The sequence below is a fragment of the Oceanisphaera ostreae genome (assembly GCF_042676125.1).
Taxonomy (GTDB): Bacteria; Pseudomonadota; Gammaproteobacteria; order Enterobacterales; family Aeromonadaceae; genus Oceanimonas; species Oceanimonas ostreae.
In genome coordinates, this window is record NZ_JBHTJS010000058.1 from 14023 (window position 1) to 39256 (window position 25234).

The window sequence follows — 25234 nt, forward strand, 5'->3', positions numbered from 1 at the left end:
CAGCTGTACGTTTTACGCCCTACGTTATGCGCCGTACGCTGTACGCTATCAAGATGATGTTTGTCTTTAACGTATAGCGTACGGCGTATAGCTTATGGCTGTCTTTTGATCGGGTAAGGGCAATGGAGGCAGCCGTTGCCGCAGCAATAGCCGCGGTCTAGGTGGTATTTTTCGGTGAATACCCAAAAGCCGCTTTCGATGTAGTAATCTTCATGTTCCCGCAACGGTGCAGGCTCTGGCGGGACTTCTTGATTCATATATTTCTCTGATTAATACATTTAAAGATTTTTCGCCACGCTTCTTTGTTGCGAGAGTCACGAGATAACACAGAAAAGAGACCTTTATGGGGGAGGGCTAACCCTAACCTTTCTTTCTGCTTCGCAGAACCCACAGCTAAAGCGTGGGACTACAAAACATAACAGCGGTCGAATACTCTTACCTAAAATATGAACCCTACAAAAGATAAGCCCAAAAAACGAGATACCGGGGCGAGCCCGGTAAGACGGCATAAGTAAAGCCGCGTAACTCATGTGGATTATGAGGCAGGTTTACCTTTCTCGTCACCCTCGCGAAGGCGGGGGTCCAGTGCCTTTGCAGGAAAAGCGCAGGCTGACAAATCTGCGCCACAGGCCCTAGATTCCCGCCTTCGCGGGAATGACGACAGAACCACACCAGTTATGCGGGGTTACTTAAAGGACAACATCCAAACTAGGCTACATATTCAGTCGCAGTTTCGCCTGTCACTTTTGCATATGTTTAGTCTCAGCCCTTACCATCAAGATCATGTTCAGATTTGATCTCTATTTTTCCGCGGATTCCGTGGGTTCCGTGGTTTCCGTTGCAAATGGGGTTATATTTTTAGACTTTAGCGAAGTAGTCTTTTAAGAAAGTGTCGAAGCTAACACTGTCTGACTGCTCTATTTTTTGTTGGCGAGCGAGCGAACGGCTGCCCTCTTCGTCAAAATAGCTGTCTTCCCAATAAAGTGGCCGACTTTGCTGCAACTGATCGTGATAGCGCTTAGACAACGCCAAACCAAACGGCAATATGTCTTGTTCTGCGTCTTTTAACTGCGTAAGCAATTTGGCCGACAACGTGAGCGAAGGATCTTGTATGGCGGCCAAATGTTGTTGATGCGACTTGCCGTAGCAGCCTTTGCCACAACAAGCATCCAGCAAGTCGGCCACGTCTTTTAGCTCGCCAAAATAGCGTTCGCCTAATGCAGTTAACGTGGTCGAGCCTTCGCCAAACACCTCTAACTCAAGGCCCGGCTTGCGTCCTTCTAACACCACTTTATTAAAGTTGCGGCGGTTAAGGGCATTTTCTTCTTCGGTTAACGGCGCAGAAGGAGAGAGCAAGCACCACAGCAAGAAGGTATCTAAGAAGCGAATTTGCGACGCGTCTATGCCCACCGCAGAATAAGGATTTACGTCTACGGAGCGCAGCTCTATGTATTCGATACCGCGAGTATTAAGTGCATCTGTGGGCTTTTCGCCGCTGTCTGCGGTGCGTTTCGGTCGAATAGGCGCATAGAGTTCATTTTCTATTTGCAGCACATTGTCATTCAACTGACGATATTCACCGCCTACCTTAACGCCAATTTTGGCGAACTCAGGCTCATGAGTTCCAATAGCTTTGCGTAACGAGGCCACGTATTGATCGAGGCTATCGGAAGAAATATTAAGATCGGCCTGTGAATTATTGGTATAGCCCAGATCGGATAAACGCAGCGAGGTGGCATAAGGTAAATAAAGCGTGCCCTTACCTAAGCGCTCGAAAGGCAAGTTATGCTTAGAACCCGTTAAAAATGAGCCGCACAAGGCCGGCGAGGCACCACATAAATAGGGGATCAACCAACCAAAGCGATAGACGTTACGGATCAGTCCTAAGTATTTCTCAGACACAAAGTCCTGCAAAATGTCGTTATTAGCTTCTTGGCGGTGCCACTCGCTCCAAAAACTGTCGGGCATAGAGAAGTTAAAGTGCACGCCCGAAATAACCTGCATGCGGCTGCCATATCTATGGTGCAGCCCTTGGCGATATAGGGTTTTCATGCGCCCTACATTTGAGCTGCCATATTGCGCGAGCGGGATCGGCTCATCACTGCCTTTTAGCAAGCATGGCATGCTAAGCGGCCACAGCTGCTCTTCCCCTAAATGACGCATCACATAACCGTGAATATCGCCTAATTGCGCCAGCAAAATATCCACCGAGTCGGAAACCGGAGTAATGAACTCCATTTGCGACTCGGAGAAATCGGTAGTGATGCTGCCGTGAGTCAGTGCCGAGCCCAGCGCCTTGGGGTGCTCGGTTTGTGCCAAGTTGCCATCGGGCTTAATACGCAGGCTTTCGCGCTCTATTCCACGGCGAATACCCTTAATTGCCGGCAGGCTTTCTGGCTGGTGCCAAGCTTGAATTCGTTCGGCCAGTGTTAATGTAGTTGTAGTCATTATTAGTTACCTTTTTGCACCTACTGGCTCCGAGATTGGAGCCAGTAGGTGAGAGGTCTGGCCTCGTTATTCAATGACAAAGTCGTGTAATGGTAAATGGAGCTCAGAGAGTGACTTTTCAAGCTTAGCTTTATCACCCACCACTACTATTACCATATTACTGGGGTTAAGCCACTGCTTAGCAAGCTTTGTTAATGCCTTAGCATCTACATCGCTCACAATTTTCTGCTGCTGCTCAAGATAGTCTGGTGATAGCTCCATCATGGCTAATTGCAGTAAGAAGCCGGCTTTATTACTAAGGGTTTCATAGGCTAGCGCATCTTGCTGCGAGTAACTGCTACGCAAATAAGCCAACTCAGCCTTACTAGGGCCTTCTTTTTCAAACTGTTTAAACTCTTGCAGTATATTCTTAATGGCTTCTGCGGTGACATCACCGCGCACATCGGTTGCTACCAAAAACACTCCCGCATCACGGTTACCGGTAAAGTAAGAGTTGGCACCGTAGGTGTAACCTTTATCTTCACGTAGGTTTTGGTTAATGCGACTGTTAAAGTTGCCGCCTAAATTGAAATTCATCAAATTGGCATGAAAGAAAGGTCCGGTGGCATCTATTGGCAGTGCGCGATGGCCCACTCTTAGCACCGACTGCACCGCTCCCGGCACATCGACAATATAGATACCGGGTTTGCCAGGTTGGGGATTAACTTCTACCTCTGGCATATTGGCGGCTTGACCTTGCCACTGGGTTAAAAAGGCAAAGTCTTGTTTGGCCTGAGCCTGCTCTACATCTCCAGCTATCAGCACATGACCATTAGCGGGATTGTAGTATCGCTGATAATAGTCACGCACCTGTTCCAACGTGATGGCTTCCACTTGTGCTGTTCGACCCTCATCGGGCAAGCCCATGCGGGTGTTGCCATACATGAGCTGGCGAAATGCCTGCTGCGCCAGCCAAGAAGGCTGATGGCGACTTTGCGCCATGGACTCTAAGGCACGGGTTTTCACCTGTTTAAAGTCTTGTTCACGAAAGCCAGGCTTCAGCAATAACTCTTCTACCAAGGCAAGTGTTTGTGGCAGGGTTTCGGTCATGGTGGTGATGTTAATCAGGTTGGTATAAAACCCATTACTCACACTCACACTCGCACCCAGTCTTTCTAGCGCTTCACTGAATTCACCGGAGCTCAGGCGCTCGGTGCCTTGATTCATCATGTCAGCGGTGAGACTAGCTAATCCTATTTGTTCTGGTTTTTCACTACGCTGGCCACCGGGGAAAGCCAAAATAATAGAGACCGCCGGAATTTCATCATTAACAATACCTTGCAGCTGGATATTGTTACCCAAAGTGTCTTGCCATAGGGTCGGCACCTTAATGGTGACGGGATCTGCGGCTACAGGCATTTGGCTACGATCGAAGTCGTCTTTTATTTGACGATCGGGCACGTTGGCAACAATTTGCTCTTCTGTGGTCGGTAGCTCTCGTTCAGGGGTCACGTAATTTGGCTTGGCGACTTGCCAGTCATTTTTATCTGTGGGAACCACGCTTAATACGGCTGCCGGTTGGTTTTGCAGATATTGTTGATAGACCGCCGTCACCTGCTTAGGTGTCGTCTGAGCTAACTGGCGCCACGCATTAATGGCAAACAGGGGATCGTCTTTTAATACTTGGCCTAAGGCCAACTGTCGAGCCTTACCCTTGGTGCTATCGAGCCCCAAAATAAGATTGGCGCGCAATTCGGTCACCGCTTTATCTACGTCGGCTTTTTTAATACCGCGCTCGGCCAGTTCGCCAACTATACGGTCTACTTCTGCCTTAAGCGGTGCCAGTGATCCGTCTTCAGACGGGTTGCTATAAGCCCACACGCTTAGAGTACAGGCAAGCTCAGCACAATAGTGGCCGGCACCGGCGCTCACCGCCTTACCCGTTTCTACTAACTCTTGATACAAGAGTGAGCTTTTGCCGCCGCCCAATACGTTGGCCAACACGTCGAGTGCCGCTTCATCTTTGTGACCCAGCCATACGGTAGGATACGACACATACAACATTGGCATACGAATTCGCGAGTCGACCAGCGTCTGATAACGACTTGCGCTTAACGTGGCAGGCTGAGGCTTATCCGAGGTCACTTCGGGGCCGGTTGGAATGGAGCCAAAGTATTTTTCTACCCAGTCTAGCGTTTGCTGAGTATCGAAGTCGCCACTGATCACCAAGGTGGCGTTATTGGGGCCATACCAGCGTGTAAAGAACGCCTTTAAATGTTCAACATTGACGCGGTCTAAGTCTTCAACATAGCCAATGGGCTGCCAGCTATAAGGATGATCTCGGGGATACAGCAGCTCGCCCATGCGCTCGCCCACCAAGCCATAGGGCTGGTTGTCGATACGTTGGCCACGTTCGTTTTTAACGGTATCGCGCTGAATTTCAAATTTTTGCTGGCTGACGGCTTCCAGCAGAAACCCCATGCGATCCGCCTCTAGCCATAATACTTTTTCAAGATGGTTAGCAGGAACGGTTTGAAAGTAATTAGTTCTGTCTTGGTTGGTGGTGCCATTCATGGTGCCACCGGCTTCGTTGATCAGGCGAAAGTGCTCCTGATCCGCCACATGCTTTGAGCCTTGAAACATCATGTGCTCAAAAAAATGGGCAAAACCGGTTTGCTCTGGCTCTTCGCGCGCCGAGCCAACATGGTAGGTCATTTCGACATGTACCACCGGATCAGATTTATCGGTGTTGAGTAACAGGGTCAGCCCGTTATCCAGTCGATACTCCTGATAAGGGATCACCAAGCCGTCTTCCGACTGCGTGACTTGCTTCACTAACACCGGAGCCGCCGTTGCCACTATGGGGCACAACAGCAATAACAGAGACCAAAACTTCATGGGGTTTCCTTATATGAACGAGTTTAACCGGTTAGCCTTTTAGCAAAATTTTGCCGCGGGTATGGCCGGTTTCAACCTGGCGATGAGCATCGGCACCTTCGGCCAACGGATACACATGACTCACCTCTACTCGTAACCGCTGCTCGGCAACCGCGTCAATTAATAATGCCAGCTGCTGAGTATCATTGTGCTTGAGCATACCGGTCGCGCTTAAGCCTTGTGACTTAGCCGCTGTAATCACTTGCTCAGCAGTAATAGTGGGCACCGTCACTACTCGTCCACCGTGGCGCAAGTACGACAGCAGCGCAAGACCAGAAGCGCCGCCTACCAAATCAAACAATAAGTCGACCGGTTCCAGCGTTGCTAATTGTGCCTCATTTCGATAATCGATGATCTCGTCGGCACCTAGGTCACGCAAAAAGTCGTGGTTATTGGGCGAAGCCAAGGCAACGACGGTGGCGCCTAAGTCTTTGGCTAGCTGCACAGCTAAATGGCCTACGCCACCGGCAGCAGCAGAGATTAACACCCGCTCGCCGGCTTTTAGGCTGCCATGCTCGGTTAAGCCCTGCCAAGCGGTCATTCCCGCCAGCGATAAGCCCGCCGCCATTTCATCGCTCACCTCTTTAGGCACACGCACCAAGGCATTAGCTGGTGCGATTACCACTTCGCTATAGCCTCCTCCTGTCAGCAGCCCCACTACGCGGTCCCCTGCCTGATGAATGCTTACCTCGGCACCCACTTCTTGTACCGTGCCCATTACCTCAAAACCAGGCGACCACGGTAGGCGGTCTTTAATGGCTTGGGCTCCCCAGCCTAAACCCGCTCGTGTTTTTGCATCCACGGGATTGACGCCAGCGTAGTGCATTTTTACGCGAACTTCATTAGTCGCCATCGTGTCAACTGCCAACTCGGTTAATACCAACTGATCGGCATCACCAAAGGCTTTAATCACCAACTGCTTCATGCGGTACTCCTTATCCGTTTACAATAAGCGAGGCTCAGCTCGCAACGCAGCCGCTACTGCACTAGTCTTTGTGCTGGGTTTGGCCCAGCGCTACAGTATGGACTCAATCGATGAGTGATCATAATTAGCTCAGCACGGTTTCAATTGTTACAGTGCACGGGTAGACGCAACGTTTTGTATTCTGCCACTATATATAGAGGGCTTGTCGCCATGACCCGACTGTTTTTATTACCTTTGTTACCCGCCCTGCTCTGGTATTTTTTTTTACGTTATAACCAGATCCCCATTAAACAGGGCGCGCGCGTATTTTATTGGATTATCGCCCTTGGCTGGGGATTAGCCGCCTTTTTGAGCCTAATGATCTATGTAACGAGCTGAAACATGACTTTAAGCTATCAGCCCTAAGCGGTCAGCTTAAAGTTGATAGCCGTCACTTATCATATTACTAATCTGATAGCTGACGGCTTAAAGCCTGATAGCTATCTCTTCACCAATAATTTTCCATCAGTATTTGGCCGGGTTTACGGCGCAGATGTTTTTGCAGCCCCTTCAGCTTAAGCTCATTTAAGGTATCACGCACCATTTGTGGGTTACCGCAGAGCATGACGCGGCTGTGTTCGGCGCTAAAGGTCAGGTTGGCTTTTTGCTCGAGGCTACCATTGGTAATGGCGTGGGTAATGCGGCCTGTCTCTACATCTGGCGCGGCTTCTCGTGAGACAAAAGGAACATATTGAAAGTTCAGCCGATCTTGGGTGAGTTCGCGAATACGTTCGCGATAACCTAGCTCGTCAGCAAAGCGCACGCCATGCACCAACACTATGTTAGTGAATTGCTGCCAGCAACTACCCTCGGCAAGCATAGACACAAAGGGGCCCACGCCGGTGCCGGTGGCCATCAGCCATAAATCTCGCCCCTCGGGAACTTCATCTAGCGTTAAAAAACCGGCCGCCGAGTGTTCTACGAGCACTTCGTCACCGACTTGAAGATCAGCTAAATGCGGCGTTAATTGCCCTTCTGGTATGGAAATCACATAAAATTCGCTGTCTTGTCCTGGCGGATTAACGTAAGAATACGCGCGCGACACTTTGTTATCGTCGGTGTGCCAGGCCAGTTTGGTGAACTGCCCCGCCTTAAAAGGCGCGACGTCGGCGTCGACAACCAGAGAAAATAGCGTATCCGACCATTGTGTTCGGCTCTTCACTTTACCTGTGACCCAATTTGCCATGTTTGTCTCTCCCTAAAGGCCAGACTCCACTGTAGCCTTATTGCAGGCAATAAAAAACCCGCGACAAGCGCGGGCTTTTTTAACGAGCGGCCTAACTTAGGCAGCAACAACCAAAATAGTAACGGTTGCTTTAACGTCGGCGTGCAGCTGCACACCCACTTCAAACTCGCCTAAGTTACGTAGAACGCCGTCGGTTAGACGAACTTCGCTCTTAGCAACTTTAACACCTGCAGCGGTGATGGCTTCAGCAACGTCACGGGCACCAATAGAGCCGAACAGTTTGCCTTCGTCACCAGACTTAGATGCGATTTCAACGTTTGCCAAACCAGATAGCTGGTCGGCACGCGCTTGGGCTGCTGCCAACTGTTCGCCTAATTTGGCTTCCAGTTCGGCGCGGCGCGCTTCAAACGTAGCTACGTTATCTTTGTTAGCTAGAACAGCTTTGCCCTGAGGCAACAAAAAGTTACGAGCATAACCGGATTTCACGGTTACCTGGTCGCCCAGGCCGCCTAATTTGGCGATTTTATCAAGCAGAATAACTTGCATTACCTTTCCTCTATAAAAATTGGCGAGTTAGGCCGCTGCTTACTTGTGCAGATCGGTGTAAGGCAGCAGGGCCAGGTAACGAGCGCGTTTGATTGCGCGAGCCAGCTGACGCTGAAACTTAGCGCGGGTACCAGTGATGCGGCTCGGTACAATTTTACCGGACTCGGTAACATAGTTCTTCAGTGTTGCGATGTCTTTGTAATCAATCTCAGTTACACCGTCAGCGGTGAAACGACAGAATTTACGACGACGGAAAAAACGTGCCATGATTATCTTCCTCAGCTAAAACGTGGATTACTCGGCAGCAGCTTCTGCACGAGGAGCGGCGTCTTCACGACGTGGACGCTCGTCTGCAGACTCTGAACGAGGAGCAGCGTCGTCACGACGTGGTAAGCGTTCATCTTTGGCTTTTGCCATTTCTGAAGGCTCGGTAACGGCCTGCTTAGTGCGCATAATCATGTTACGCAGCACCGCATCGTTAAAGCGGAAGTTGTTTTCTAGCTCATCGACAACAGCCTGGTCAGCTTCTACGTTCAACAGAACATAGTGTGCTTTGTGCAGTTTGTTGATCGGGTAAGCCAACTGACGACGGCCCCAGTCTTCTAGGCGGTGAACTTGACCACCAGAAGTAGTGATGGCGCTAGTATAACGCTCGATCATACCTGGAACTTGTTCACTCTGATCAGGGTGAACCATAAATACGATTTCATAATGACGCATGGATTGCTCCTTACGGGTTATAGCCTCTGCGTGGGCTCAGTCACACCATCGGAGGCAAGGAACTTAATAGGTAAAGCGACTGATTTTAAGGTGGCGGATTGTAAGCCATAAATATCTTAAAAGAAAGCTTAACTTATAGCCGCCAGCGATCAGCTTTCAGCCCTCAGCTAAAGACCGGTCAAAAACCAACAGCGCAGTGCATCGTCTTAGTGGGTATTGGCTTGGTCTTGGTATTTATCTGACAGCTGACCGCTTTGCTTAACGCAATTTCCGTTGTAAGCCGATGGCGACTATTACTACGGCGGCACCGAGGTAGACGTTAATGGCGGGGAATTCGCTAAATAATACCATGCCCATAATGGTGACAAAGATAAGTCCTGAATACTCACTGGCGGCAATTTTACTGGCGTCGGCCATGGTGTAAGCCAAGATGCACACGCCCTGATACACGATGCCTACTAAGGTGGCACCGACTAACAGCCACCAAAGATCGGCAGTTAACGGCTGCCAAGTAGGCAGAGCCAGTGCAAAACTAATAGGCAGGGCCAAAGCTTGAGTTAAAAACAGCGTAGCCAACACCGAGCGCCCTTGGGGCAAGCGGCGCACTAATACATTGCTGGCCGCCATCGAAAACGCGGTGAGGAGCGCAATCCAGCCCGCCCAATGCCATTCGGCCGGGTTAAGCACAATTAAGATGCCGCCAAAGCCAAGCAAGCTAACGATATAAGCGGATAAACGCACTTGTTCTTTACTGAGCAGCGCGGCCAGCGGCAATGTCATTAAGGGCGCGGCATAAAACACCGCATTGGCCGTGGCTAGCGGCAAATAAATTAAACTGATAAACACACAGGCCGAGCCCACCAGCAGCAAATGACCACGCAGCACATGGATTTTCCACTCGCCCCAGCCTTTTTTCTCGCGTGGTAAGCGCAACCAAAATGGCAGCAGCAGTAAGGAGGTCAGCAAAAAACGCAACGCCACATATTGATAGGGCGTTACCGTGGTTTGGCCCAGCAACTTAACCAGCACATCGCCAACCGAGATAATCAAGTTGCCCAGCACCAGTAATAAAATGGCCAGCATTTGCCGTTCGGCCGCCATGCGAGCCATTAACTGTTGCATGTTTACTCCTAATCGTGAGGGGTAGCTAAACAAAACCTAAGGCTCAAGGTTTTTGCAACGGAACTCACAGAACTCACGGAAAAATGAATATGAGATAAGTACGAAAGATTATTTAAGGGTAAGGGCTAAATATAGGGCTTTAAAATAAGTGTTGAGCTGTAGGTCTTAACCCAACACCCACTAATTGCCGTGGGTTCCGCTGCGCACGGAGAATAGCTTTTGATCCCGCTTGCGCCCTTACCAAAAAATTCCTTTCAGATTTGATCCCTATTTTTCCGTGTTCTTCCGCGGGTTCCGTTGCTAAAAAGCCTTTAATTTCGCGTTTTAATAGTTACCAAGCGCATGATTAAAGCCCGCGCTGGCGGACCATTTCAAACAGGCAAACCCCGGTGGCGACTGATACGTTTAGGCTGGATACCGAGCCGCTCATGGGGATGCTCACTAGCTCGTCACAATGTTCACGAGTTAAACGACGCATGCCTTTACCTTCTGCACCCATCACTAGCGCCAGTGCACCACTGAATTTAGTTTGATATACGCTATGGTCAGCTTCACCCGCAGTGCCCACTACCCACACACCTTGGTCTTGCAACGCACGTAAGGTACGAGCCAAGTTGGTCACCTGGAATAAAGGCACCACTTCGGCGGCACCACTGGCTACTTTACGCACCACTGGAGTTAAGCTTGCCGAGTTATCTTTGGGCACGATCACGCCGTGTACGCCTGCAGCATCGGCGGTACGCAAACAAGCTCCCAGGTTATGGGGGTCGGTGACGCCATCTAGCACCAGCAAGAAGGGCGTTGCTTGGCCTGCGAGTAGTTGTGCTAAGTCTGTTTCATTTAGAATAGGCGCGGCTTGTACTTTAGCGACCACCCCTTGGTGTTGGCCACCCTTAGCTTTGTTATCCAGTGCCGAGCGACTTGCCAGCTGAGCCTTAACACCCACCTCTAATAAGCGCGCTTGCAACGCATTTAGGCGCTCATCGTCGCGCCCTTTCAGTAACCAAACTTCCAGTACTTTTTCGGGGTGCGTTTCTAGCAGGGCATCAAGGGCATGAATACCAAAAATCAGTTCATTGCTCATAATATTTCTCGGAATTTAAAATAAAAGTGGGAGTAGCGGCCGAAGATAAATCCCTAGCCCCTATCCCCCACATCTTTAACTAACGATTAATGGCGTTTCTTGCCGCCTTTGGGTTTGCTATCGCCTTTACTGTCTGGTGCTTTAGCATCGCCTTTAGGCTTGTTGTTTCTTTTTGGCTTAGCGCGCTGACGCGATTTCAGGTTTTTGGCTCCTTTACCGCTTTTAGCTCCCGCTGGCAGTGGCTCTTCAACCGTTTCAAAATCAATCTTGCTATCGTCGAGGTTAACGGCCATCACCTTAACCTTAATTTTATCGCCCAAGCGATAACGACGACGAAAGTTCTCGCCAATCAAGGTTTGGCGCGCCGAGTCAAACTGATAATAATCGTTTTGCAGGCTAGAAATATGTACCAAGCCGTCAATATGAATGTCATCTAGGCGCACGAAGAAACCAAAGCCGGTAACGTTGGCAATGGTACCCATAAATTCGCTGCCTACATGGTCCAGCATATATTCGCATTTAAGCCAATCGGCCACGTCACGGGTAGCGTCATCGGCACGGCGTTCAGTTAGCGAGCAATGCTCACCCATGGGGGCGACATCTTCTAGCTGATAAGGCACACCGCCGGTTTTGCTGTTACCTTCGGCCTGTATCTTGCTTATTTGTGCCTTAATGGCACGATGCATAATAAGGTCTGGGTAGCGACGAATCGGGGAAGTAAAGTGCCCGTATGATTTTAGCGCCAAACCAAAGTGACCCATATTCTCTGCCTGATACACCGCCTGCTTCATCGAGCGCAGCAGCATGGTTTGGATTAATCCGGCATCGGGGCGGCCTTTAATTTGCTCGGCCAACAAGGCGTAATCTGCAGGCTCGGGCTCTAGGCCCCCTTTTAGCTCTAACCCTACTTCGGCTAAGAAGCTGCGAAAGCCAACCAGTTTTTCTTCGCCTGGCTTGTCGTGTACACGGAATAAGGCATGGGCGTCTTGCTTTTCAATAAAGCGTGCCGCCGCCACGTTAGCCGCAATCATGCACTCTTCAATGATCTTATGAGCGTCGTTGCGCACTACCGGTACTATGCTGTCAATTTTACGCTGCGCGTTGAACACGAACTTAGTCTCTTCGCTTTCAAATTCAACTGCACCACGCTGATGACGCGCCGATTTCATTGCATGATACATGCTGTTCAGCGCTTCTAAATGTGGTACTAACGGCGCATAACGCTCGCGAAGCCCCTCATCTCCCTCAACTATAGCCGCTACCTTAGTATAGGTAAGGCGCGCATGAGAGCTCATTATTGCTTCGTAAAACTGCGAGTCAAGAAGCTTGCCGCTGGCAGAAATGTTCATCTCTGCCACCATGCACAAGCGATCCACCTGCGGGTTAAGCGAACACAGGCCATTAGACAGTACTTCTGGCAGCATCGGGATCACTTGCTCGGGGAAGTACACCGAGTTACCACGCAAATAGGCTTCGTTGTCTGATGCTGTGCCTGGGCGCACGTAGTAAGACACGTCAGCAATGGCTACCCATAAGTGCCAACCGCCCGCTTCATTGGGCTGACAATAGACTGCATCATCAAAGTCGCGAGCATCTTCGCCATCAATGGTCACCAACGGTAAGTCACGCAGATCACGACGACCCACTTTGGCTTCTTCTGGCACGTCTTCGGTCAGTGAGGCAATTTCTTGCTTCACTTCTTCTGGCCATACGTGAGGAATGCCATGGGTGCGCAGGGCAATGTTAATTTCCATGCCCGGATCCATGGTTTCACCCAACACTTCTACCACTTTACCTACGCCGGTCATGCGCTTGGTTGGGCGTTGGCTAATGTTAATCAGCACCACTTGCCCCATGCGCGCACCCTGAGTTTCGCCTTGCGGGATCAAAATATCCTGAGCAATGCGGCTATCATCGGGCACCACGTAGCTCACGCCGTTTTCAACGAAATAACGGCCCACCACTTCGAGGTCACGAGACTCAAGCAAGCGCACAACTCGTGCTTCGCGTCGGCCTTTAGAGTCGAAACGCAGCGGCTGTACTAATGCTTGGTCACCATGCATTAGCGCATCCATTTCACGCTGCGACAAAAACAGGTCATCGCCGCCCTCTTCGGGGCGTAAAAAGCCAAAGCCTTCGCGGTGACCAATAACGCGACCTTTAATGAGATTCAGCTTTTCTGGTAAGGCGTAGCATTTGTTACGGGTAAACACTAACTGGCCATCACGCTCCATGGCGCGTAGTCGACGACGTAAGGCTTCGGTTTGCTCTTCGCCATCTAAATCTAGCTCAGCAAATATCTCGTCACGCGAGATAGGACCCTGCTTGGTTTTAATTAGCTCAAGAATGTACTCTCGGCTAGGAATAGGGTTATCGTATTTTTCGGCTTCCCGCTTGAGGAAGGGGTCTTGTTGTTCTGACATAAAGTAGTCCATTTGAGCACTGGAATAAGGGAAGATTATCTAAAGAGAATAACAAGTGACAAAGCGCCCGGTTAAGCCAGTGCTTGCTTAAACCGGGCGCTTTTGTCACTACAAAAAGCAGCCTTGCATTACAGAGATTTTAGCATCTCTTCTGGCAGCGCCAGCACCTGATTGCTGTTTACGCCAATGCCGCGTTCAATGATATTGCGGGCAATGGCTTTGGCCTCATCTAACGAATGCATCACATACGTGCCGCACTGATATTCGTTTAGCTCGGGGATCTGCGACTGACTTTCAACGTTAAGCACATCTTGCATTGCGCCCAGCCAGGCATCCGCTACTTGCTGCTCGTTAGGTGCACCAATCAGGCTCATGTAAAAGCCGGTACGACACCCCATGGGCGACAGGTCAATAATTTCAGTGCCATTACTATTCAGGTGATCACGCATGAAGCCTGCAAACAAGTGCTCCAGAGTATGAATGCCCTTTTCAGACAAGATTTCCTGGTTCGGCAGACAGAAGCGTAAATCAAATACCGTTATCGTGTCGTCGTTAGGCGTGGCCATCGTTTTGGCTACTCGCACCGCAGGTGCTTCCATACGGGTATGATCAACAGTAAAACTGTCTAGTAATGGCATTTAGTTATTCCTCTATTTAGATGTCACAGAGATTGTGACAAAGAAAAGGGTAATGGCCAAGGTAATTCAACAATAAAGGGCCTCAAAGGATAATCGTAGCTCTATAAAGTGCCTATTTACCCTAGCTTTACGTCTTACGCCTTACATTAAACGCCGTACGTTATACGCCATACGTTAAGAGCAACACCGCTTTTTGTTTAGCTGGGTGCTTGGTGCTTAGCGCTCGGATCTGCATTTACACCGCGTCTTCGTTTTGCTCGCCGGTACGAATACGGATCACCTGAGTGACATCAAATACGAATATTTTACCGTCGCCAATTTTGCCGGTGCGGGCCGTAGTTTCAATGGCTTCTATGCAGGCTTCTACTAAGTCGTCTTGCACCACTATTTCAAGTTTAACCTTAGGCAGAAAATCCACCATGTACTCGGCACCGCGATATAACTCGGTGTGCCCTTTTTGGCGGCCAAAGCCTTTTACTTCCGAGACCGTCATACCGGTAATACCACGTTCGGCCAATGCTTCGCGTACATCATCCAGTTTAAAGGGTTTAATGATGGCTTCAATTTTCTTCACGATGAATCCTTAATATCGATGATAACTAGAGGGTGAAGAGATCGGGGTTAAGGGAACGACAGAAGCCGAATTCCAACCCCCAACCACAAGCGTGCTCGTTGAACTTAGCTTATCGCTTACGGCTGTCCGCTTCCCGAAGGGCCCTTACCAGTTTATTTTTCCAAAACCTGACGTAATAGGATAACGGCGATCTTTACCAAAGTTACGCTGCGTTATCCGAGGTCCCATGGCACCTTGTCGGCGCTTATATTCATTGATGTCCACCAATTTAATAACGCGCCGCACTTCTGCTTCATCAAACCCTGATGCCAATAAATCGTTTAGAGACTGATCTTGCTCAACATAGGCCTCAAGAATAGCATCCAGCACATCATAAGGGGGCAGATTATCTTGGTCGAGTTGGCCTGGCGCCAATTCGGCGGATGGCGGACGCTCGATCACCCGTTGTGGGATCACATATCCTAACGTATTACGGTATCGTGACAACGCAAACACCAAGGTCTTAGACACATCTTTAAGGGGAGCAAAGCCGCCCACCATGTCGCCATATAAGGTGCAATAACCGACTGCAAGCTCACTTTTATTACCAGTAGTCAGCACCAAACGGCGACGTTTATTAGATAACGCCATTAACAACATGCCGCGTGCTCGAGCCTGTAAATTTTCTTCTGTGGTATCGCCTGCTTGAGGTAACTCTTCGGCAAACAAGGGGGCTAACTGCCCCATAAAGGCATCAAATATCGGTTCGATAGACACACTGTTATATTCAATACCCAGCAGCTTCGCTTCTTCTTCTGCATCGGCCACACTGATGGAGGCGGTATAACGAAACGGCATCATCACCGCTTGCACCTGATCTTTACCTAAGGCATCTACCGCAATCGCCACTGTGAGTGCCGAGTCGATGCCTCCCGAGAGCCCCAGCACGGCCCCATTAAAACCATTTTTGTTCACGTAATCGCGGGTGGCCAACACCAGCGATTGATAAAGCTCGGCCAATGACTCAAGAGGTGCTTGTATTTGACCCTTACGTGGAGTCTTAAGATCAAAGTGCACCAGCGCCAGCTCGGGCTTAAAAGCCACCATACTTTGAGTGATCTCACCGAGGGCGTTAAGCGCCATAGATCGGCCGTCAAATATTAGCTCATCTTGCCCGCCTACTTGATTCACATATACCAGTGGTAAGGCATTTTCACGACAGCGTTTCGCTAATTGCTGGTGGCGTACTTCAACCACCCCTTGGTAATAAGGCGAAGCATTAAGGCTGAGCAATAATTCGGCCCCCGCCGCCTTAGCACTAGCAGCAGGGCCGGCTTGCCACACGTCTTCACAAATCAACAGCCCTAACTGATGGCCCTTAAATTCAACCACACAAGATTGCTCGCCGGCGCTAAAGTAGCGCTGTTCGTCAAACACCCCGTAGTTAGGCAGCTGTTGTTTAAAGTAGCGCGCCTGAAGTTTGCCCTGATAATAAAAAGAGGCGGCATTATAACAATGGCCACCTTGTCGCCACGGATGACCAACGATCAGAGCCGTTTGCGTGCTCGCGTCTGCCAGTTGCACTAATGCGGCGTCGAGGCGTGAATACAGGTCGTCACGCAGCAATAAGTCTTCGGGTGGATACCCAGTAATGGCCAGTTCGGGAAATAATACCAAATCGGCGCCTTGGCGCTCGGCGTCGGCTAACGCTGCCAACATGGTGTGGGTGTTGGCTTCAATAGCACCGACCGTTAGGTTTAACTGGGCCAGCGCCAGAGTCAATTGTGAGGGCATGGATGAATTCGCTTAAAACGGTGATATCCGCATACTATTAAAAATTAACAATAACAGCTAGGGAAAAGGGGATGTTATAGCGCCAAGCATTCAGCGCCGCGCACCAAGCTAAACAAAATGTCGGAGGAGGAGACTCATTTCCCCCTACGGTTCTAATTTATTAGCTGGCTAAGTTGTGCTCGAGGAGGCTAGGTTTACTTTAATCTGGGCCACCGACACCAGGACCTAAACTCGGATCCCGCTCGCCGAACGGGCCGGCATAAATAGGCACCAGTGGCGCTATCGCTGATTGCAACGTCATGCTCTTTGCCTCTCCTCGGCCATTTTGCCAAGCAACCGATACCTGTAGATCTTTTTTATCGCCAAGCGGTCCCGCACCTAACGATATCCACTGACTTTGCGCAGGATCCCAATCTTGGCCCTGCACCGTCCAGTCAATATTAAAGATCACATCCGACACGATGCGCACTTCATTACTCGAGCTGACGGCTTGATATCCAGCAAGGCTTTGCTGGTGTCTTAGCTCATCTAACTTAGACTCCAACAACCGCAAGGCCACTTCTCGGCTGCGTCCGTCTCGGCTGTATTCCAAATACTGTTTGCTTAACTGTAATAAGGATCCCGCCGTGACCACCACAATCACGAAGGCAATCATCACTTCAATCAAACCAAAGCCGCCTTGTCGCTTCATACATACCCCTTGGGTAGCTTTCAGCTTTAAGCCGTCAGCGTTCAGCTACTGATAAACACCGAAAGACTAAAGGCTTTCTAGCCACGGAAAAATTAAGATGAGATAAGCGCGACCAGTACCAAGTGATCTTACTTATTGATAAGTGCAGACAACATCACGATCAGCCGCTCAGTTAAGAGAAAAATCAGCTCTTTTTTTTTGGCCGTTTGGCGCTGCTTTACGTTAATCATCGGTCCAGCTGCCGGGGATGGTATTTAGACTCACGAAGGGAGACTGTGGATCTTGGTTACAATTACTAATTAAGCACAGCACACCTTGATGATAAATAATGGCAAAATCGTCTTTTAGGCTGTCGTCGCTTAGGTTACTTAACAGACTGCCAAATAGCTGGCTGCCTTGGTTCAACTGTACCGACATCACGTTACTATCGCTGGGGTCACTATCGTATAGCACCAACAAGCCATAAAACTGCGTGCCTATTGACCCCGTCACCGAGATATCCTTGGCCAGCAAGATAACAGGCGCGATGGCCGAGCTGGTGACTTGCTCTAGGGCACAGACGCCACCATCGGTGATGATGAAAAAACCGGCACGGTTAATTTCATCACAACGAGAAACCGCTTGCACAGCCATGGCTGAAATACTGGACCATTGATCTTGGCCATAGCCAAATAAATAGCTCAACAGATCAGCAGGAAAACCCCCATCATCAATCACCATATCGCTATTAATATTTTGGCTAGTGCTATTTTTATGGCTCAGTTCAAGCACACAGTGATTAGCAATAGCGTTAAAGTCTGCTAGATAGCAGCTTTGTAGCTGGCCACTGGTCGCAATTGTGCCTTTGGACCACACAGATATCGGCACTCCTGCACCACCGCCATTAGGATGTGCGACCACGGTGATATTACCGTCAATATCATTATTGGCCGCGGCCAACATTAGCGGAGCGGCGGGGCCAGAATTATGGGGATTAAGTACTGAGCGTCGAGCGAGTGTCACTTTCACTCGGCTTTCGCCGCCGCCAGGCAACGTTGCTACCGACTCTAGATGAATAAGCCCTGCGAGGTTAGCGTCAGGCACCATGGTCACTTGATAACTCACCTCAGCCACATTACTGGATACGGTGCCTGCCCACACACTGTTAGCGGGCGCAACGTTAAGTAACGCTCTTGCTTCAGCGATCCCCTGCTCGGCGGCCGCCTGAGCTACTCTATACTCAATTTCGTTAAGGGTGATGCGCCTTTCTGCCACTAACACCTTACCGATAAATACCGACACCGATATTAAAATGGAGATTAATATTAGGGTAACGGTGAGTGTGGTAAAGCCTTGCACAGCCTTCATGGTGAGCTACCCTCATTTCTGAGATAAATATGGCGCTGCAGACTCATAATGAGATTCGGTCGGCGAGCATGGGAGGCGCTCAACGTCATATATAGACTGGCACCGCTTGAAGAAGGACCTGCGGGTATCGGTGTGAATAACAACTGATCTATCTTGATTTCCTTGCTCGATATCAGCTGACTACCGCTGCCACACAGCGTACTTAATGCCGTGTTATCCGATGGATTATGCTTAGTGCGTACCGTTAACTTTTGTGTTCCTCGGTGATAGCTATATATCCGCACGATGGGCTTTTTTCCTGAAGATTGAGCCGCATCCCAGTATTTAAGGCGCAGGCAATGCGACCCTGTCGTACTCGGCTCGGTATAAAGATCATCAGCGACTGAAAAAACATAGTGTGCGGCAGAGTTAGTACTAATCGGCCTATTCAGTGCTAGGTCTGCTGCAGCCTCAGGGTGATAACCGGCTTTTTGCAGATCTCGACTGATCAAATCGCCCACCGCTTGTACTTCTTGATTGAGGCGCGACAGCATTAAGTTGGTGTTGCCAGTAGCCAACACCGTAATAAATAAAGATAAGGCACCCGACAACACCACTAGGCCTGCCACCATGGCAACCAGTAATTCAACTATCGTAAAACCATGGTGACGACTCAGCATCGCGGTACTCCAGACAGTTGGCTATCGGAACAGGTGCGAATAATGCTGTTGTTCCAGGTGATCACTTTAATGCTATGCCCACCGTCCACGAAGGTCACATTACCGGAGACGAGACTGCTTCTTCTGGGTTTAAAAATAACATAAGGGCTGGGGTAAGAAGCGGTGAGAATGAGGGTGGAGGAAGCGGGATTATCGACACGATTAATATCGAGGTAGACGCTGGCATCACAATCCGATGGCTGAGCTAGCTCTTTAATGTGATAGCTCCAAAGTGCAGTACCCGAGCCATTAAAGCAGACGGTAACATCTTTATTACGCTTAATGGCTTCGCTGCGGGCTAGCTGAAAATCGGAATACAGCGCCATGCCCGCACCGCGCACTTTTTGTTGCTCACTAACGCGATGAAAACTAGGGATGGCCACTGACAGCAGCACCGCCACCACGGCAACACTCACTAATAACTCGATAAGCGTTAGCCCCTCCTGACTCAGCTTCACCCGTCCCTCCTTGTGTATTAAAGACCACAACAGTGTCGTTAGTTACGACTAAGCTTGGTCTATAGCAAAGAGTTCAACAAGGTGAAGGTATGCCAAAATCGAGTGGCTTTACCCTAATAGAATTGCTGATAACAGTGGCCATTGTGGCGATATTAGCCCTTATCGCCTATCCGAGCCTGTCGCGCTACCTGATAAAAAGTAAGCGTATAGAGGCAATTCAAGCGCTATATATAATGCAGCTACAGCAAGAAGAGTGGCGCATTGCTCATACCTCTTATGCCAATACAGCTGACGCAGCAGCGAATTTTGTGCCCAGTCATGCGCATTATATATTTAAGGTAAGTGCCGCCAGCGCCACGGATTACACGCTAAAAGCGAGTGCTAAATCTGGCTCCGCTCAGTATCAAGACAAGGCGGGAAGCACCATTTGTCACACGCTTACTTTAGATCGCAATAACAACAAAACGCCTGCTGATTGTTGGCGGTGAAGAGCAGCACCGAACTAATGATTCACAAAACGGCCAAACCTAAAGAGCCAGAGCTTATCTGCAACGGAAGAACACGGAAGGCGCGGAAAAATTAAGCTGAGATAGGAGCGACGAAAGATAATAAATTTATGGGTAAGAGCTCGTCTAGTTCGGGCTGAGGGAGTTATCTCTTACCCCTAAGAACACTTTCAAATCTGATCACTATTGTTCCGCGTTTTTCTGTGGATTCCGTTGCCAATTAGCTCTGGTCACTAAGATCAAGAGTACGGAAGGCCCGAAAAATGAAGATAGCGGGTGTTAATAGTACCAAGAGCTAAATTACTCTTTTCTGAGCAGGTAATTTTATAGAATGGTGTTAGATAACAAAAAACAGCGCCGATGCGGGCGCTGTTTTGGGTTGATTTTTAAGCGGGGCGCTTGGTGCTGGGCACCGGGCACTATTTTAAGAAACCTGCTTTACCTTTAGTTCGGCAGGCACTTCAAATACGATATTTTCTTCTCGCCCAGGGTGCTCGGTAACGGTATTTCCGCCTAGAGACTTTAAATGGTCGATTACTTCTTGCACCAAGATTTCAGGTGCAGAAGCGCCAGCGGTAACGGCAACTCGCGCCACATTTTTAAGCCAGCTCGCATCTATCATTTCTACGCAATCAATCAAATAGGCTCGCGTGCCTATTTTTTCTGCCAGCTCGCGTAAGCGGTTTGAGTTAGACGAGTTTTTAGAACCCACCACTAACATCACATCTACCTTTGCCGCTAGCTCGCGCACCGCGTCTTGGCGATTTTGTGTGGCATAGCAAATGTCGTCTTTACGCGGTCCTTCAATAGTAGGAAAACGCGCGCGCAGTGCATCAATCACATCTGAGGTTTCATCAACGCTCAAAGTAGTTTGAGTAACAAAGGTTAGGTTATCGGGGTGTTTAACCTGCAATGTAGTTACATCGCTTGGGTTTTCAACCAGATATATACCGCCCGAGTCACTTTCATACTGACCCATGGTGCCTTCCACTTCGGGATGCCCCGAATGGCCGATCAGTATAGTCTCAATATTTTTTTTACTGGCACGGTGTACTTCCATGTGCACCTTAGTCACCAACGGGCAAGTTGCATCAAATACTTTTAAGCCACGGCGTTTGGCTTCTTCGCGCACCGCTTTCGAGACACCGTGAGCCGAGAAGATGACGATATTATCGTCGGGCACCTGATCCAGCTCTTCTACAAATACCGCCCCTGCATTTTTAAGCTTATTAACTACATAGCGATTGTGTACCACTTCGTGGCGTACATAAATGGGCGCCTCAAATTTTTCGAGCGCACTTTGCACTATGCTAATAGCGCGGTCTACACCGGCACAAAAACCACGGGGGTTGGCAAGTAAAATATCCACATCAGGCTCCTTATTCTTCAACAGGCAAGGGTTCAACCGTCAATATTTCCACCTCAAAGGTGACCGGGTGGCCCGCCAAAGGATGGTTAAAATCAACGGTCACCGAGTCACCAGCAACGTCACGCACTATGCCGGGTATTTCAGCCCCGTTAGGCTGAGTGAAGGCAACAATAGCGCCCTCTTCCAGCGTCATGTCGGCGGCAAATTTGCTGCGTTCCATATAATGAATATTATTAGGGTTAACTGGACCAAACGCATCATCTGGGCCCAGTTCAAAGCTGTGGCTGTCGCCTTCAGTTAGGCCCAATAAACAAGCTTCAAAGGTGGGCGTTAAACTGCCATCACCCATTTTCAGCTTAGCTGGTTTACCCTGTAACTGAGTACTATCGGCCACAGAGCCATCCGCCAATTTAATAGTAAAGTGAAAGACCACCTCACTTTGCGGACCTATTTGCTTAGTCATGGGGTTTGTCCTTTTTGAAGCTGTCGATAATAATCATCGCGGCACCGATAAAGATAAAGCTATCGGCTAAGTTAAAAGCTGGCCAATGCCAGTTATTAACGTAAAAGTCCAAGAAATCAACTACATGCCCTAATACCAAGCGGTCGATAACATTACCAATGGCCCCACCAATCACCAGCGCATAAGCGGCGGGTAACCAGCGAGCAGCCCTGGGCAACTTGGCCATCCACACACTTAATAGCACGGTAACCGCCGTCGCAAGGCCGGCAAAAAACCAGCGCTGCCAGCCACCTTGGTCTGCTAAAAAGCTAAAGGCGGCACCTGGGTTGTATACATGAACTAGGTTAAAAAACGGGGTGATCTCCACCCCAGGGTAACCATAGTCAAGGTAGGCAATCGTCAGCCATTTAGTTACCTGATCAAGAAGGATGGCCACTATGGCCAACCACCACCAGCGTAAGCCAGTTTCTTTAAGCATGGTCATTAAGCAAACTGACGGGTTTCACCGTCTCCAGATACGTTAGTCACGCAACGCCCACAAATACCATCCTGCTCGGCGCTAACGTCCTCTACATGGTGCCAGCAACGACCGCACTTTTCGGCATCGCTTTTGGCAACGGTAATTTTCAAGCCTTCAAGCTCGGTATCAGCCGCATCACCAGCATTAGCCAGCGGCTGGATCCGTACTTGAGAAGTAAGCAGCACAAAGCGCAGCTCATCACCCAACAACGCAAGCTTGCTGGCAAGGGAATCTTCTACGAACAACGTAATTTCCGCTTCCAGCCCAGAGCCAATCACCTTGTCCTTACGCGCCATTTCTAAGGCTTTATTCACCGCTTGGCGTAGGGTCAGCAACTCAGCCCAGTAGTTATCGTTTAGCTGCTCGCCGTCTGCCAAACCAAATAAGCCACTGTAGAACTCTTCGGTGAACACAAACTGAGCGCGCTCGCCGGGCAACTGATTCCAGATTTCATCAGCGGTAAAGCTCATGATCGGTGCCATCCAGCGCACCAAGGCTTCGGCAATGTGGTACAAAGCCGTCTGACAAGAGCGTCGAGCTAGGCCGTCGGCTTTAGCGGTGTATTGACGATCTTTAATCACGTCCAAATAGAAAGAACCCATTTCAATAGAGCAGAACTGCATCAGCTTTTGCGTCACTAAATGGAAATTATACTCATCGAAGGCGGTGGTAATTTCTTGCTGAATAGCCTGCGCACGGCCCACAGCCCAGCGGTCGATTACGATCATGTCCTCGGGGGCAACCATATCGGTTTCTGGGTTGAAACCATTTAGATTCGCCAGCAAGAAGCGCGCGGTATTACGAATACGGCGATATGCATCGGCACTGCGCTTTAAGATCTCATCAGAGACCGTCATTTCGCCAGTATAGTCGGTGCTCGTCACCCACAAACGCAGAATATCCGCGCCCAGCTTGTTCATTACTTGCTGCGGGCTCACGACGTTACCAATCGACTTAGACATCTTGCGGCCATTACCGTCCACGGTAAAACCATGGGTCAGTACCTGGCGATAAGGCGCATGGCCTTTGATGGCAGTAGAGAGCATCAGTGATGACATAAACCAACCACGGTGTTGATCCGAGCCTTCTAGGTACATATCGGCGCCGTGGCCTTCAAACTCGGGGCGCACATCAACCACAGAGGCGAAAGTGGAGCCGGAGTCAAACCACACATCCAAGGTATCCAGTACTTTTTCGTAGCTGTCCGCTTCATCACCCAACAACTCGGCAGGATCGAGATCCCACCAGGCTTGAATGCCGGCCAATTCTACACGCTTGGCCACTTCTTCCATTAGCTCAGTGGCTCGCGGGTGCAGGGCTTGGCTGTCTTTATGCACGAATAAGGCAATAGGCACGCCCCAAGTACGCTGGCGAGAAATACACCAGTCAGGGCGGTTTTCAACCATAGCCTGAATGCGGTTCTCACCCCACTCGGGCACCCACTGTACCTTTTTAATTTCGGCCAGTGCCTGCTCACGCAAACCACTTTGATCCATGCTAATAAACCACTGTGGTGTGGCACGGAAGATGACAGGCGTTTTATGGCGCCAGCAATGCGGATACGAGTGCATGATGGCCTGATGATGTAACAGGGCTCCGCGCTCTTTTAGTACTTCTACCACAGAGTCGTTAGCTTTAAACACATGCTGACCGGCAAACAGTTCGGTATCGGGCAAGTAAACACCGTTACCGCCCACAGGGTTGGCAATTTCTAGTCCGTATTGCTTGCCAACCACGAAATCTTCTTGGCCGTGGCCTGGCGCAGTATGCACGGCACCGGTACCGGAATCGGTGGTGACATGCTCGCCCAGTATCGCGGGAACATCAAAGCTGTAAAACGGATGATGGAAGCGTTTTAGCTCAAGCTTTGCGCCTTCACAGTAACCCAAGTTGTGATAGTGAGTGATACCGGCACGATCCATGACCTCGGTCACCAAATCGGCGGCCACAATCAGACGCTCAGGCTGTTCGCCTTCGACCTGAACCAATGCATAGCGTAACTCGCCATGCAACGCCACGGCGCGGTTAGCAGGCAATGTCCACGGGGTAGTGGTCCAAATAACGACCGACAACGGGCCTTGGCCGGTGTGACCTTCTGCACAATTAAAGCTTGCGGCAACATCAGTTTCATCTACGGCTTTAAAACGCACATCGATGGCCGGTGAGCGTTTGTCTTCATGCTCGACTTCGGCTTCGGCCAAGGCCGAACCACAATCGGTACACCAGTGTACCGGCTTAGAGCCTTTGTGCAGATGGCCGTTATCAATAACTTTGCCCAAAGAGCGAATGATGTTGGCTTCGGTGCCAAAGTCCATGGTCAGATAGGGGTTTTCCCAATCGGCCAACACACCCAAACGAATAAAGTCGGCTTTTTGTGCCTCAATTTGCGTTTGTGCGTAGGTACGACACGCTTGGCGGAACTCGGCAGCCGAGACCTTAACGCCAGGCTTACCGACTTTAGCTTCAACCTTCAATTCGATAGGCAAACCATGACAGTCCCAGCCGGGAATGTAGGGAGAGTCATAACCCAGCAGGCCCTTAGACTTAACAATAACGTCTTTTAGGATCTTGTTAACCGAGTGACCAATGTGAATGCTGCCATTGGCGTAAGGAGGGCCATCGTGCAGGATAAACGGCTTTTTACCCGCTTTAGCCTGACGCACTGCGCCGTATAAATCCTGTTCAATCCAGCGAGCTAGCATTTCTGGCTCGCGTTGAGCCAGGTTACCGCGCATGGGAAACTCAGTTTCGGGCAAATTCAGGGTGTTTTTATAGTCGCTCATGGATC

The 25234-nt window shown here is 49.8% G+C and carries 24 protein-coding genes; 2 read left to right on the forward strand and 22 right to left on the reverse strand.

Annotation, left to right across the window (positions count from 1 at the left end; all coding sequences use genetic code 11):
• Positions 1-92 precede the first annotated feature (92 nt).
• The 4 genes from ACFQ1C_RS13770 to ACFQ1C_RS13785 all read right to left on the reverse strand — a co-directional run bounded on the left by ACFQ1C_RS13770 (position 93) and on the right by ACFQ1C_RS13785 (position 6289).
• Positions 93-257, reverse strand: a complete 165-nt coding sequence (locus tag ACFQ1C_RS13770) for a DUF5522 domain-containing protein (protein WP_379559245.1) — start codon at positions 255-257, stop codon at positions 93-95.
• A 601-nt stretch (positions 258-858) separates the two neighbouring features.
• Positions 859-2448 (reverse strand): glutamate--cysteine ligase, encoded by a 1590-nt coding sequence (gshA, locus tag ACFQ1C_RS13775; RefSeq protein WP_379559246.1) that lies wholly within the window; start codon positions 2446-2448, stop codon positions 859-861.
• 66 nt (positions 2449-2514) lie between these two features.
• On the reverse strand, positions 2515-5325 hold the full coding sequence (locus ACFQ1C_RS13780; protein WP_379559247.1) for a M16 family metallopeptidase: 2811 nt from the start codon (positions 5323-5325) through the stop codon (positions 2515-2517).
• A gap of 31 nt (positions 5326-5356) precedes the next feature.
• Positions 5357-6289 (reverse strand): NADP-dependent oxidoreductase, encoded by a 933-nt coding sequence (locus tag ACFQ1C_RS13785; RefSeq protein ID WP_379559248.1) that lies wholly within the window; start codon positions 6287-6289, stop codon positions 5357-5359.
• Between the two features lie 210 nt (positions 6290-6499).
• On the opposite strand from ACFQ1C_RS13785, the gene ACFQ1C_RS13790 reads away from it, so the two are divergent.
• Positions 6500-6667: a hypothetical protein gene (locus ACFQ1C_RS13790; protein ID WP_379559249.1), complete on the forward strand. Its 168-nt coding sequence runs from the start codon at positions 6500-6502 to the stop codon at positions 6665-6667.
• Positions 6668-6776: 109 nt separating this feature from the next.
• Here ACFQ1C_RS13790 and ACFQ1C_RS13795 read toward each other — a convergent pair whose 3' ends face one another.
• The 14 genes from ACFQ1C_RS13795 to ACFQ1C_RS13860 form a co-directional block, all read right to left on the reverse strand.
• A complete protein-coding gene (locus tag ACFQ1C_RS13795) occupies positions 6777-7514 on the reverse strand; it encodes a ferredoxin--NADP reductase (protein ID WP_379559250.1) in 738 nt (245 codons plus the stop codon).
• 96 nt (positions 7515-7610) lie between these two features.
• Positions 7611-8060: a 50S ribosomal protein L9 gene (gene rplI, locus ACFQ1C_RS13800; RefSeq protein ID WP_379559251.1), complete on the reverse strand. Its 450-nt coding sequence runs from the start codon at positions 8058-8060 to the stop codon at positions 7611-7613.
• Between the two features lie 39 nt (positions 8061-8099).
• Positions 8100-8327, reverse strand: a complete 228-nt coding sequence (rpsR, locus tag ACFQ1C_RS13805; RefSeq protein WP_188628650.1) for a 30S ribosomal protein S18 — start codon at positions 8325-8327, stop codon at positions 8100-8102.
• 27 nt (positions 8328-8354) lie between these two features.
• Positions 8355-8780: a 30S ribosomal protein S6 gene (gene rpsF, locus ACFQ1C_RS13810; protein ID WP_379559252.1), complete on the reverse strand. Its 426-nt coding sequence runs from the start codon at positions 8778-8780 to the stop codon at positions 8355-8357.
• 258 nt (positions 8781-9038) lie between these two features.
• The gene (locus ACFQ1C_RS13815; protein WP_379559253.1) at positions 9039-9902 is read right to left on the reverse strand and encodes a DMT family transporter; all 864 of its coding nucleotides are present in this window, start codon (positions 9900-9902) and stop codon (positions 9039-9041) included.
• A gap of 346 nt (positions 9903-10248) precedes the next feature.
• On the reverse strand, positions 10249-10986 hold the full coding sequence (rlmB, locus tag ACFQ1C_RS13820) for a 23S rRNA (guanosine(2251)-2'-O)-methyltransferase RlmB (protein ID WP_379559254.1): 738 nt from the start codon (positions 10984-10986) through the stop codon (positions 10249-10251).
• An 86-nt stretch (positions 10987-11072) separates the two neighbouring features.
• On the reverse strand, positions 11073-13409 hold the full coding sequence (gene rnr, locus ACFQ1C_RS13825) for a ribonuclease R (RefSeq protein WP_379559255.1): 2337 nt from the start codon (positions 13407-13409) through the stop codon (positions 11073-11075).
• A gap of 128 nt (positions 13410-13537) precedes the next feature.
• A complete protein-coding gene (gene luxS, locus ACFQ1C_RS13830; RefSeq protein WP_379559256.1) occupies positions 13538-14047 on the reverse strand; it encodes an S-ribosylhomocysteine lyase in 510 nt (169 codons plus the stop codon).
• A gap of 235 nt (positions 14048-14282) precedes the next feature.
• Positions 14283-14621 carry a nitrogen regulatory protein P-II gene (glnB, locus tag ACFQ1C_RS13835; RefSeq protein WP_379559257.1) on the reverse strand — a complete coding sequence of 113 codons (339 nt, stop codon included), beginning with the start codon at positions 14619-14621 and terminating at the stop codon, positions 14283-14285.
• Positions 14622-14765: 144 nt separating this feature from the next.
• A complete protein-coding gene (locus ACFQ1C_RS13840; protein ID WP_379559258.1) occupies positions 14766-16394 on the reverse strand; it encodes an NAD+ synthase in 1629 nt (542 codons plus the stop codon).
• A 199-nt stretch (positions 16395-16593) separates the two neighbouring features.
• Entirely contained in the window at positions 16594-17085 is a 492-nt protein-coding gene (locus tag ACFQ1C_RS13845; RefSeq protein WP_379559259.1) for a type IV pilus modification PilV family protein, read from the reverse strand.
• Positions 17086-17307: 222 nt separating this feature from the next.
• Positions 17308-18432 carry a pilus assembly PilX N-terminal domain-containing protein gene (locus ACFQ1C_RS13850; protein ID WP_379559260.1) on the reverse strand — a complete coding sequence of 375 codons (1125 nt, stop codon included), beginning with the start codon at positions 18430-18432 and terminating at the stop codon, positions 17308-17310.
• Complete coding sequence (locus tag ACFQ1C_RS13855) at positions 18429-19091, reverse strand: PilW family protein (RefSeq protein ID WP_379559261.1); 663 nt, start codon at positions 19089-19091, stop codon at positions 18429-18431. Before ACFQ1C_RS13855 ends, ACFQ1C_RS13850 begins: the two co-directional genes overlap by 4 nt.
• Complete coding sequence (locus ACFQ1C_RS13860; RefSeq protein ID WP_379559262.1) at positions 19085-19588, reverse strand: GspH/FimT family protein; 504 nt, start codon at positions 19586-19588, stop codon at positions 19085-19087. The genes ACFQ1C_RS13855 and ACFQ1C_RS13860 overlap by 7 nt, the downstream gene beginning before the upstream one ends.
• A gap of 89 nt (positions 19589-19677) precedes the next feature.
• On the opposite strand from ACFQ1C_RS13860, the gene ACFQ1C_RS13865 reads away from it, so the two are divergent.
• Positions 19678-20076 carry a type IV pilin protein gene (locus tag ACFQ1C_RS13865; RefSeq protein ID WP_379559263.1) on the forward strand — a complete coding sequence of 133 codons (399 nt, stop codon included), beginning with the start codon at positions 19678-19680 and terminating at the stop codon, positions 20074-20076.
• A 442-nt stretch (positions 20077-20518) separates the two neighbouring features.
• Here the strand turns inward: ACFQ1C_RS13865 and ispH are convergent, their stop codons facing one another.
• Genes ispH through ileS form a run of 4 tightly spaced genes read right to left on the reverse strand, consistent with a single transcriptional unit; the run spans position 20519 to position 25229 of the window.
• A complete protein-coding gene (gene ispH, locus ACFQ1C_RS13870) occupies positions 20519-21463 on the reverse strand; it encodes a 4-hydroxy-3-methylbut-2-enyl diphosphate reductase (RefSeq protein WP_379559264.1) in 945 nt (314 codons plus the stop codon).
• A gap of 10 nt (positions 21464-21473) precedes the next feature.
• Positions 21474-21926 carry an FKBP-type peptidyl-prolyl cis-trans isomerase gene (fkpB, locus tag ACFQ1C_RS13875; protein ID WP_379559265.1) on the reverse strand — a complete coding sequence of 151 codons (453 nt, stop codon included), beginning with the start codon at positions 21924-21926 and terminating at the stop codon, positions 21474-21476.
• Entirely contained in the window at positions 21919-22410 is a 492-nt protein-coding gene (gene lspA / locus ACFQ1C_RS13880; protein ID WP_379559266.1) for a signal peptidase II, read from the reverse strand. The genes fkpB and lspA overlap by 8 nt, the downstream gene beginning before the upstream one ends.
• Complete coding sequence (ileS, locus tag ACFQ1C_RS13885; protein ID WP_379559267.1) at positions 22410-25229, reverse strand: isoleucine--tRNA ligase; 2820 nt, start codon at positions 25227-25229, stop codon at positions 22410-22412. The genes lspA and ileS overlap by 1 nt, the downstream gene beginning before the upstream one ends.
• Between the last annotated feature and the right edge of the window lie 5 nt (positions 25230-25234).

Bases quoted from the DNA above. Each gene is read 5' to 3' on its own strand.
- ACFQ1C_RS13770 (WP_379559245.1), bottom strand. From the start codon at position 257: ATGAATCAAGAAGTCCCGCCAGAGCCTGCACCGTTGCGGGAACATGAA.
- gshA (WP_379559246.1), bottom strand. From the start codon at position 2,448: ATGACTACAACTACATTAACACTGGCCGAACGAATTCAAGCTTGGCAC.
- ACFQ1C_RS13780 (WP_379559247.1), bottom strand. From the start codon at position 5,325: ATGAAGTTTTGGTCTCTGTTATTGCTGTTGTGCCCCATAGTGGCAACG.
- ACFQ1C_RS13785 (WP_379559248.1), bottom strand. From the start codon at position 6,289: ATGAAGCAGTTGGTGATTAAAGCCTTTGGTGATGCCGATCAGTTGGTA.
- ACFQ1C_RS13790 (WP_379559249.1), top strand. From the start codon at position 6,500: ATGACCCGACTGTTTTTATTACCTTTGTTACCCGCCCTGCTCTGGTAT.
- ACFQ1C_RS13795 (WP_379559250.1), bottom strand. From the start codon at position 7,514: ATGGCAAATTGGGTCACAGGTAAAGTGAAGAGCCGAACACAATGGTCG.
- rplI (WP_379559251.1), bottom strand. From the start codon at position 8,060: ATGCAAGTTATTCTGCTTGATAAAATCGCCAAATTAGGCGGCCTGGGC.
- rpsR (WP_188628650.1), bottom strand. From the start codon at position 8,327: ATGGCACGTTTTTTCCGTCGTCGTAAATTCTGTCGTTTCACCGCTGAC.
- rpsF (WP_379559252.1), bottom strand. From the start codon at position 8,780: ATGCGTCATTATGAAATCGTATTTATGGTTCACCCTGATCAGAGTGAA.
- ACFQ1C_RS13815 (WP_379559253.1), bottom strand. From the start codon at position 9,902: ATGCAACAGTTAATGGCTCGCATGGCGGCCGAACGGCAAATGCTGGCC.
- rlmB (WP_379559254.1), bottom strand. From the start codon at position 10,986: ATGAGCAATGAACTGATTTTTGGTATTCATGCCCTTGATGCCCTGCTA.
- rnr (WP_379559255.1), bottom strand. From the start codon at position 13,409: ATGTCAGAACAACAAGACCCCTTCCTCAAGCGGGAAGCCGAAAAATAC.
- luxS (WP_379559256.1), bottom strand. From the start codon at position 14,047: ATGCCATTACTAGACAGTTTTACTGTTGATCATACCCGTATGGAAGCA.
- ACFQ1C_RS13840 (WP_379559258.1), bottom strand. From the start codon at position 16,394: ATGCCCTCACAATTGACTCTGGCGCTGGCCCAGTTAAACCTAACGGTC.
- ACFQ1C_RS13845 (WP_379559259.1), bottom strand. From the start codon at position 17,085: ATGAAGCGACAAGGCGGCTTTGGTTTGATTGAAGTGATGATTGCCTTC.
- ACFQ1C_RS13850 (WP_379559260.1), bottom strand. From the start codon at position 18,432: ATGAAGGCTGTGCAAGGCTTTACCACACTCACCGTTACCCTAATATTA.
- ACFQ1C_RS13855 (WP_379559261.1), bottom strand. From the start codon at position 19,091: ATGCTGAGTCGTCACCATGGTTTTACGATAGTTGAATTACTGGTTGCC.
- ACFQ1C_RS13865 (WP_379559263.1), top strand. From the start codon at position 19,678: ATGCCAAAATCGAGTGGCTTTACCCTAATAGAATTGCTGATAACAGTG.
- fkpB (WP_379559265.1), bottom strand. From the start codon at position 21,926: ATGACTAAGCAAATAGGTCCGCAAAGTGAGGTGGTCTTTCACTTTACT.
- lspA (WP_379559266.1), bottom strand. From the start codon at position 22,410: ATGACCATGCTTAAAGAAACTGGCTTACGCTGGTGGTGGTTGGCCATA.
- ileS (WP_379559267.1), bottom strand. From the start codon at position 25,229: ATGAGCGACTATAAAAACACCCTGAATTTGCCCGAAACTGAGTTTCCC.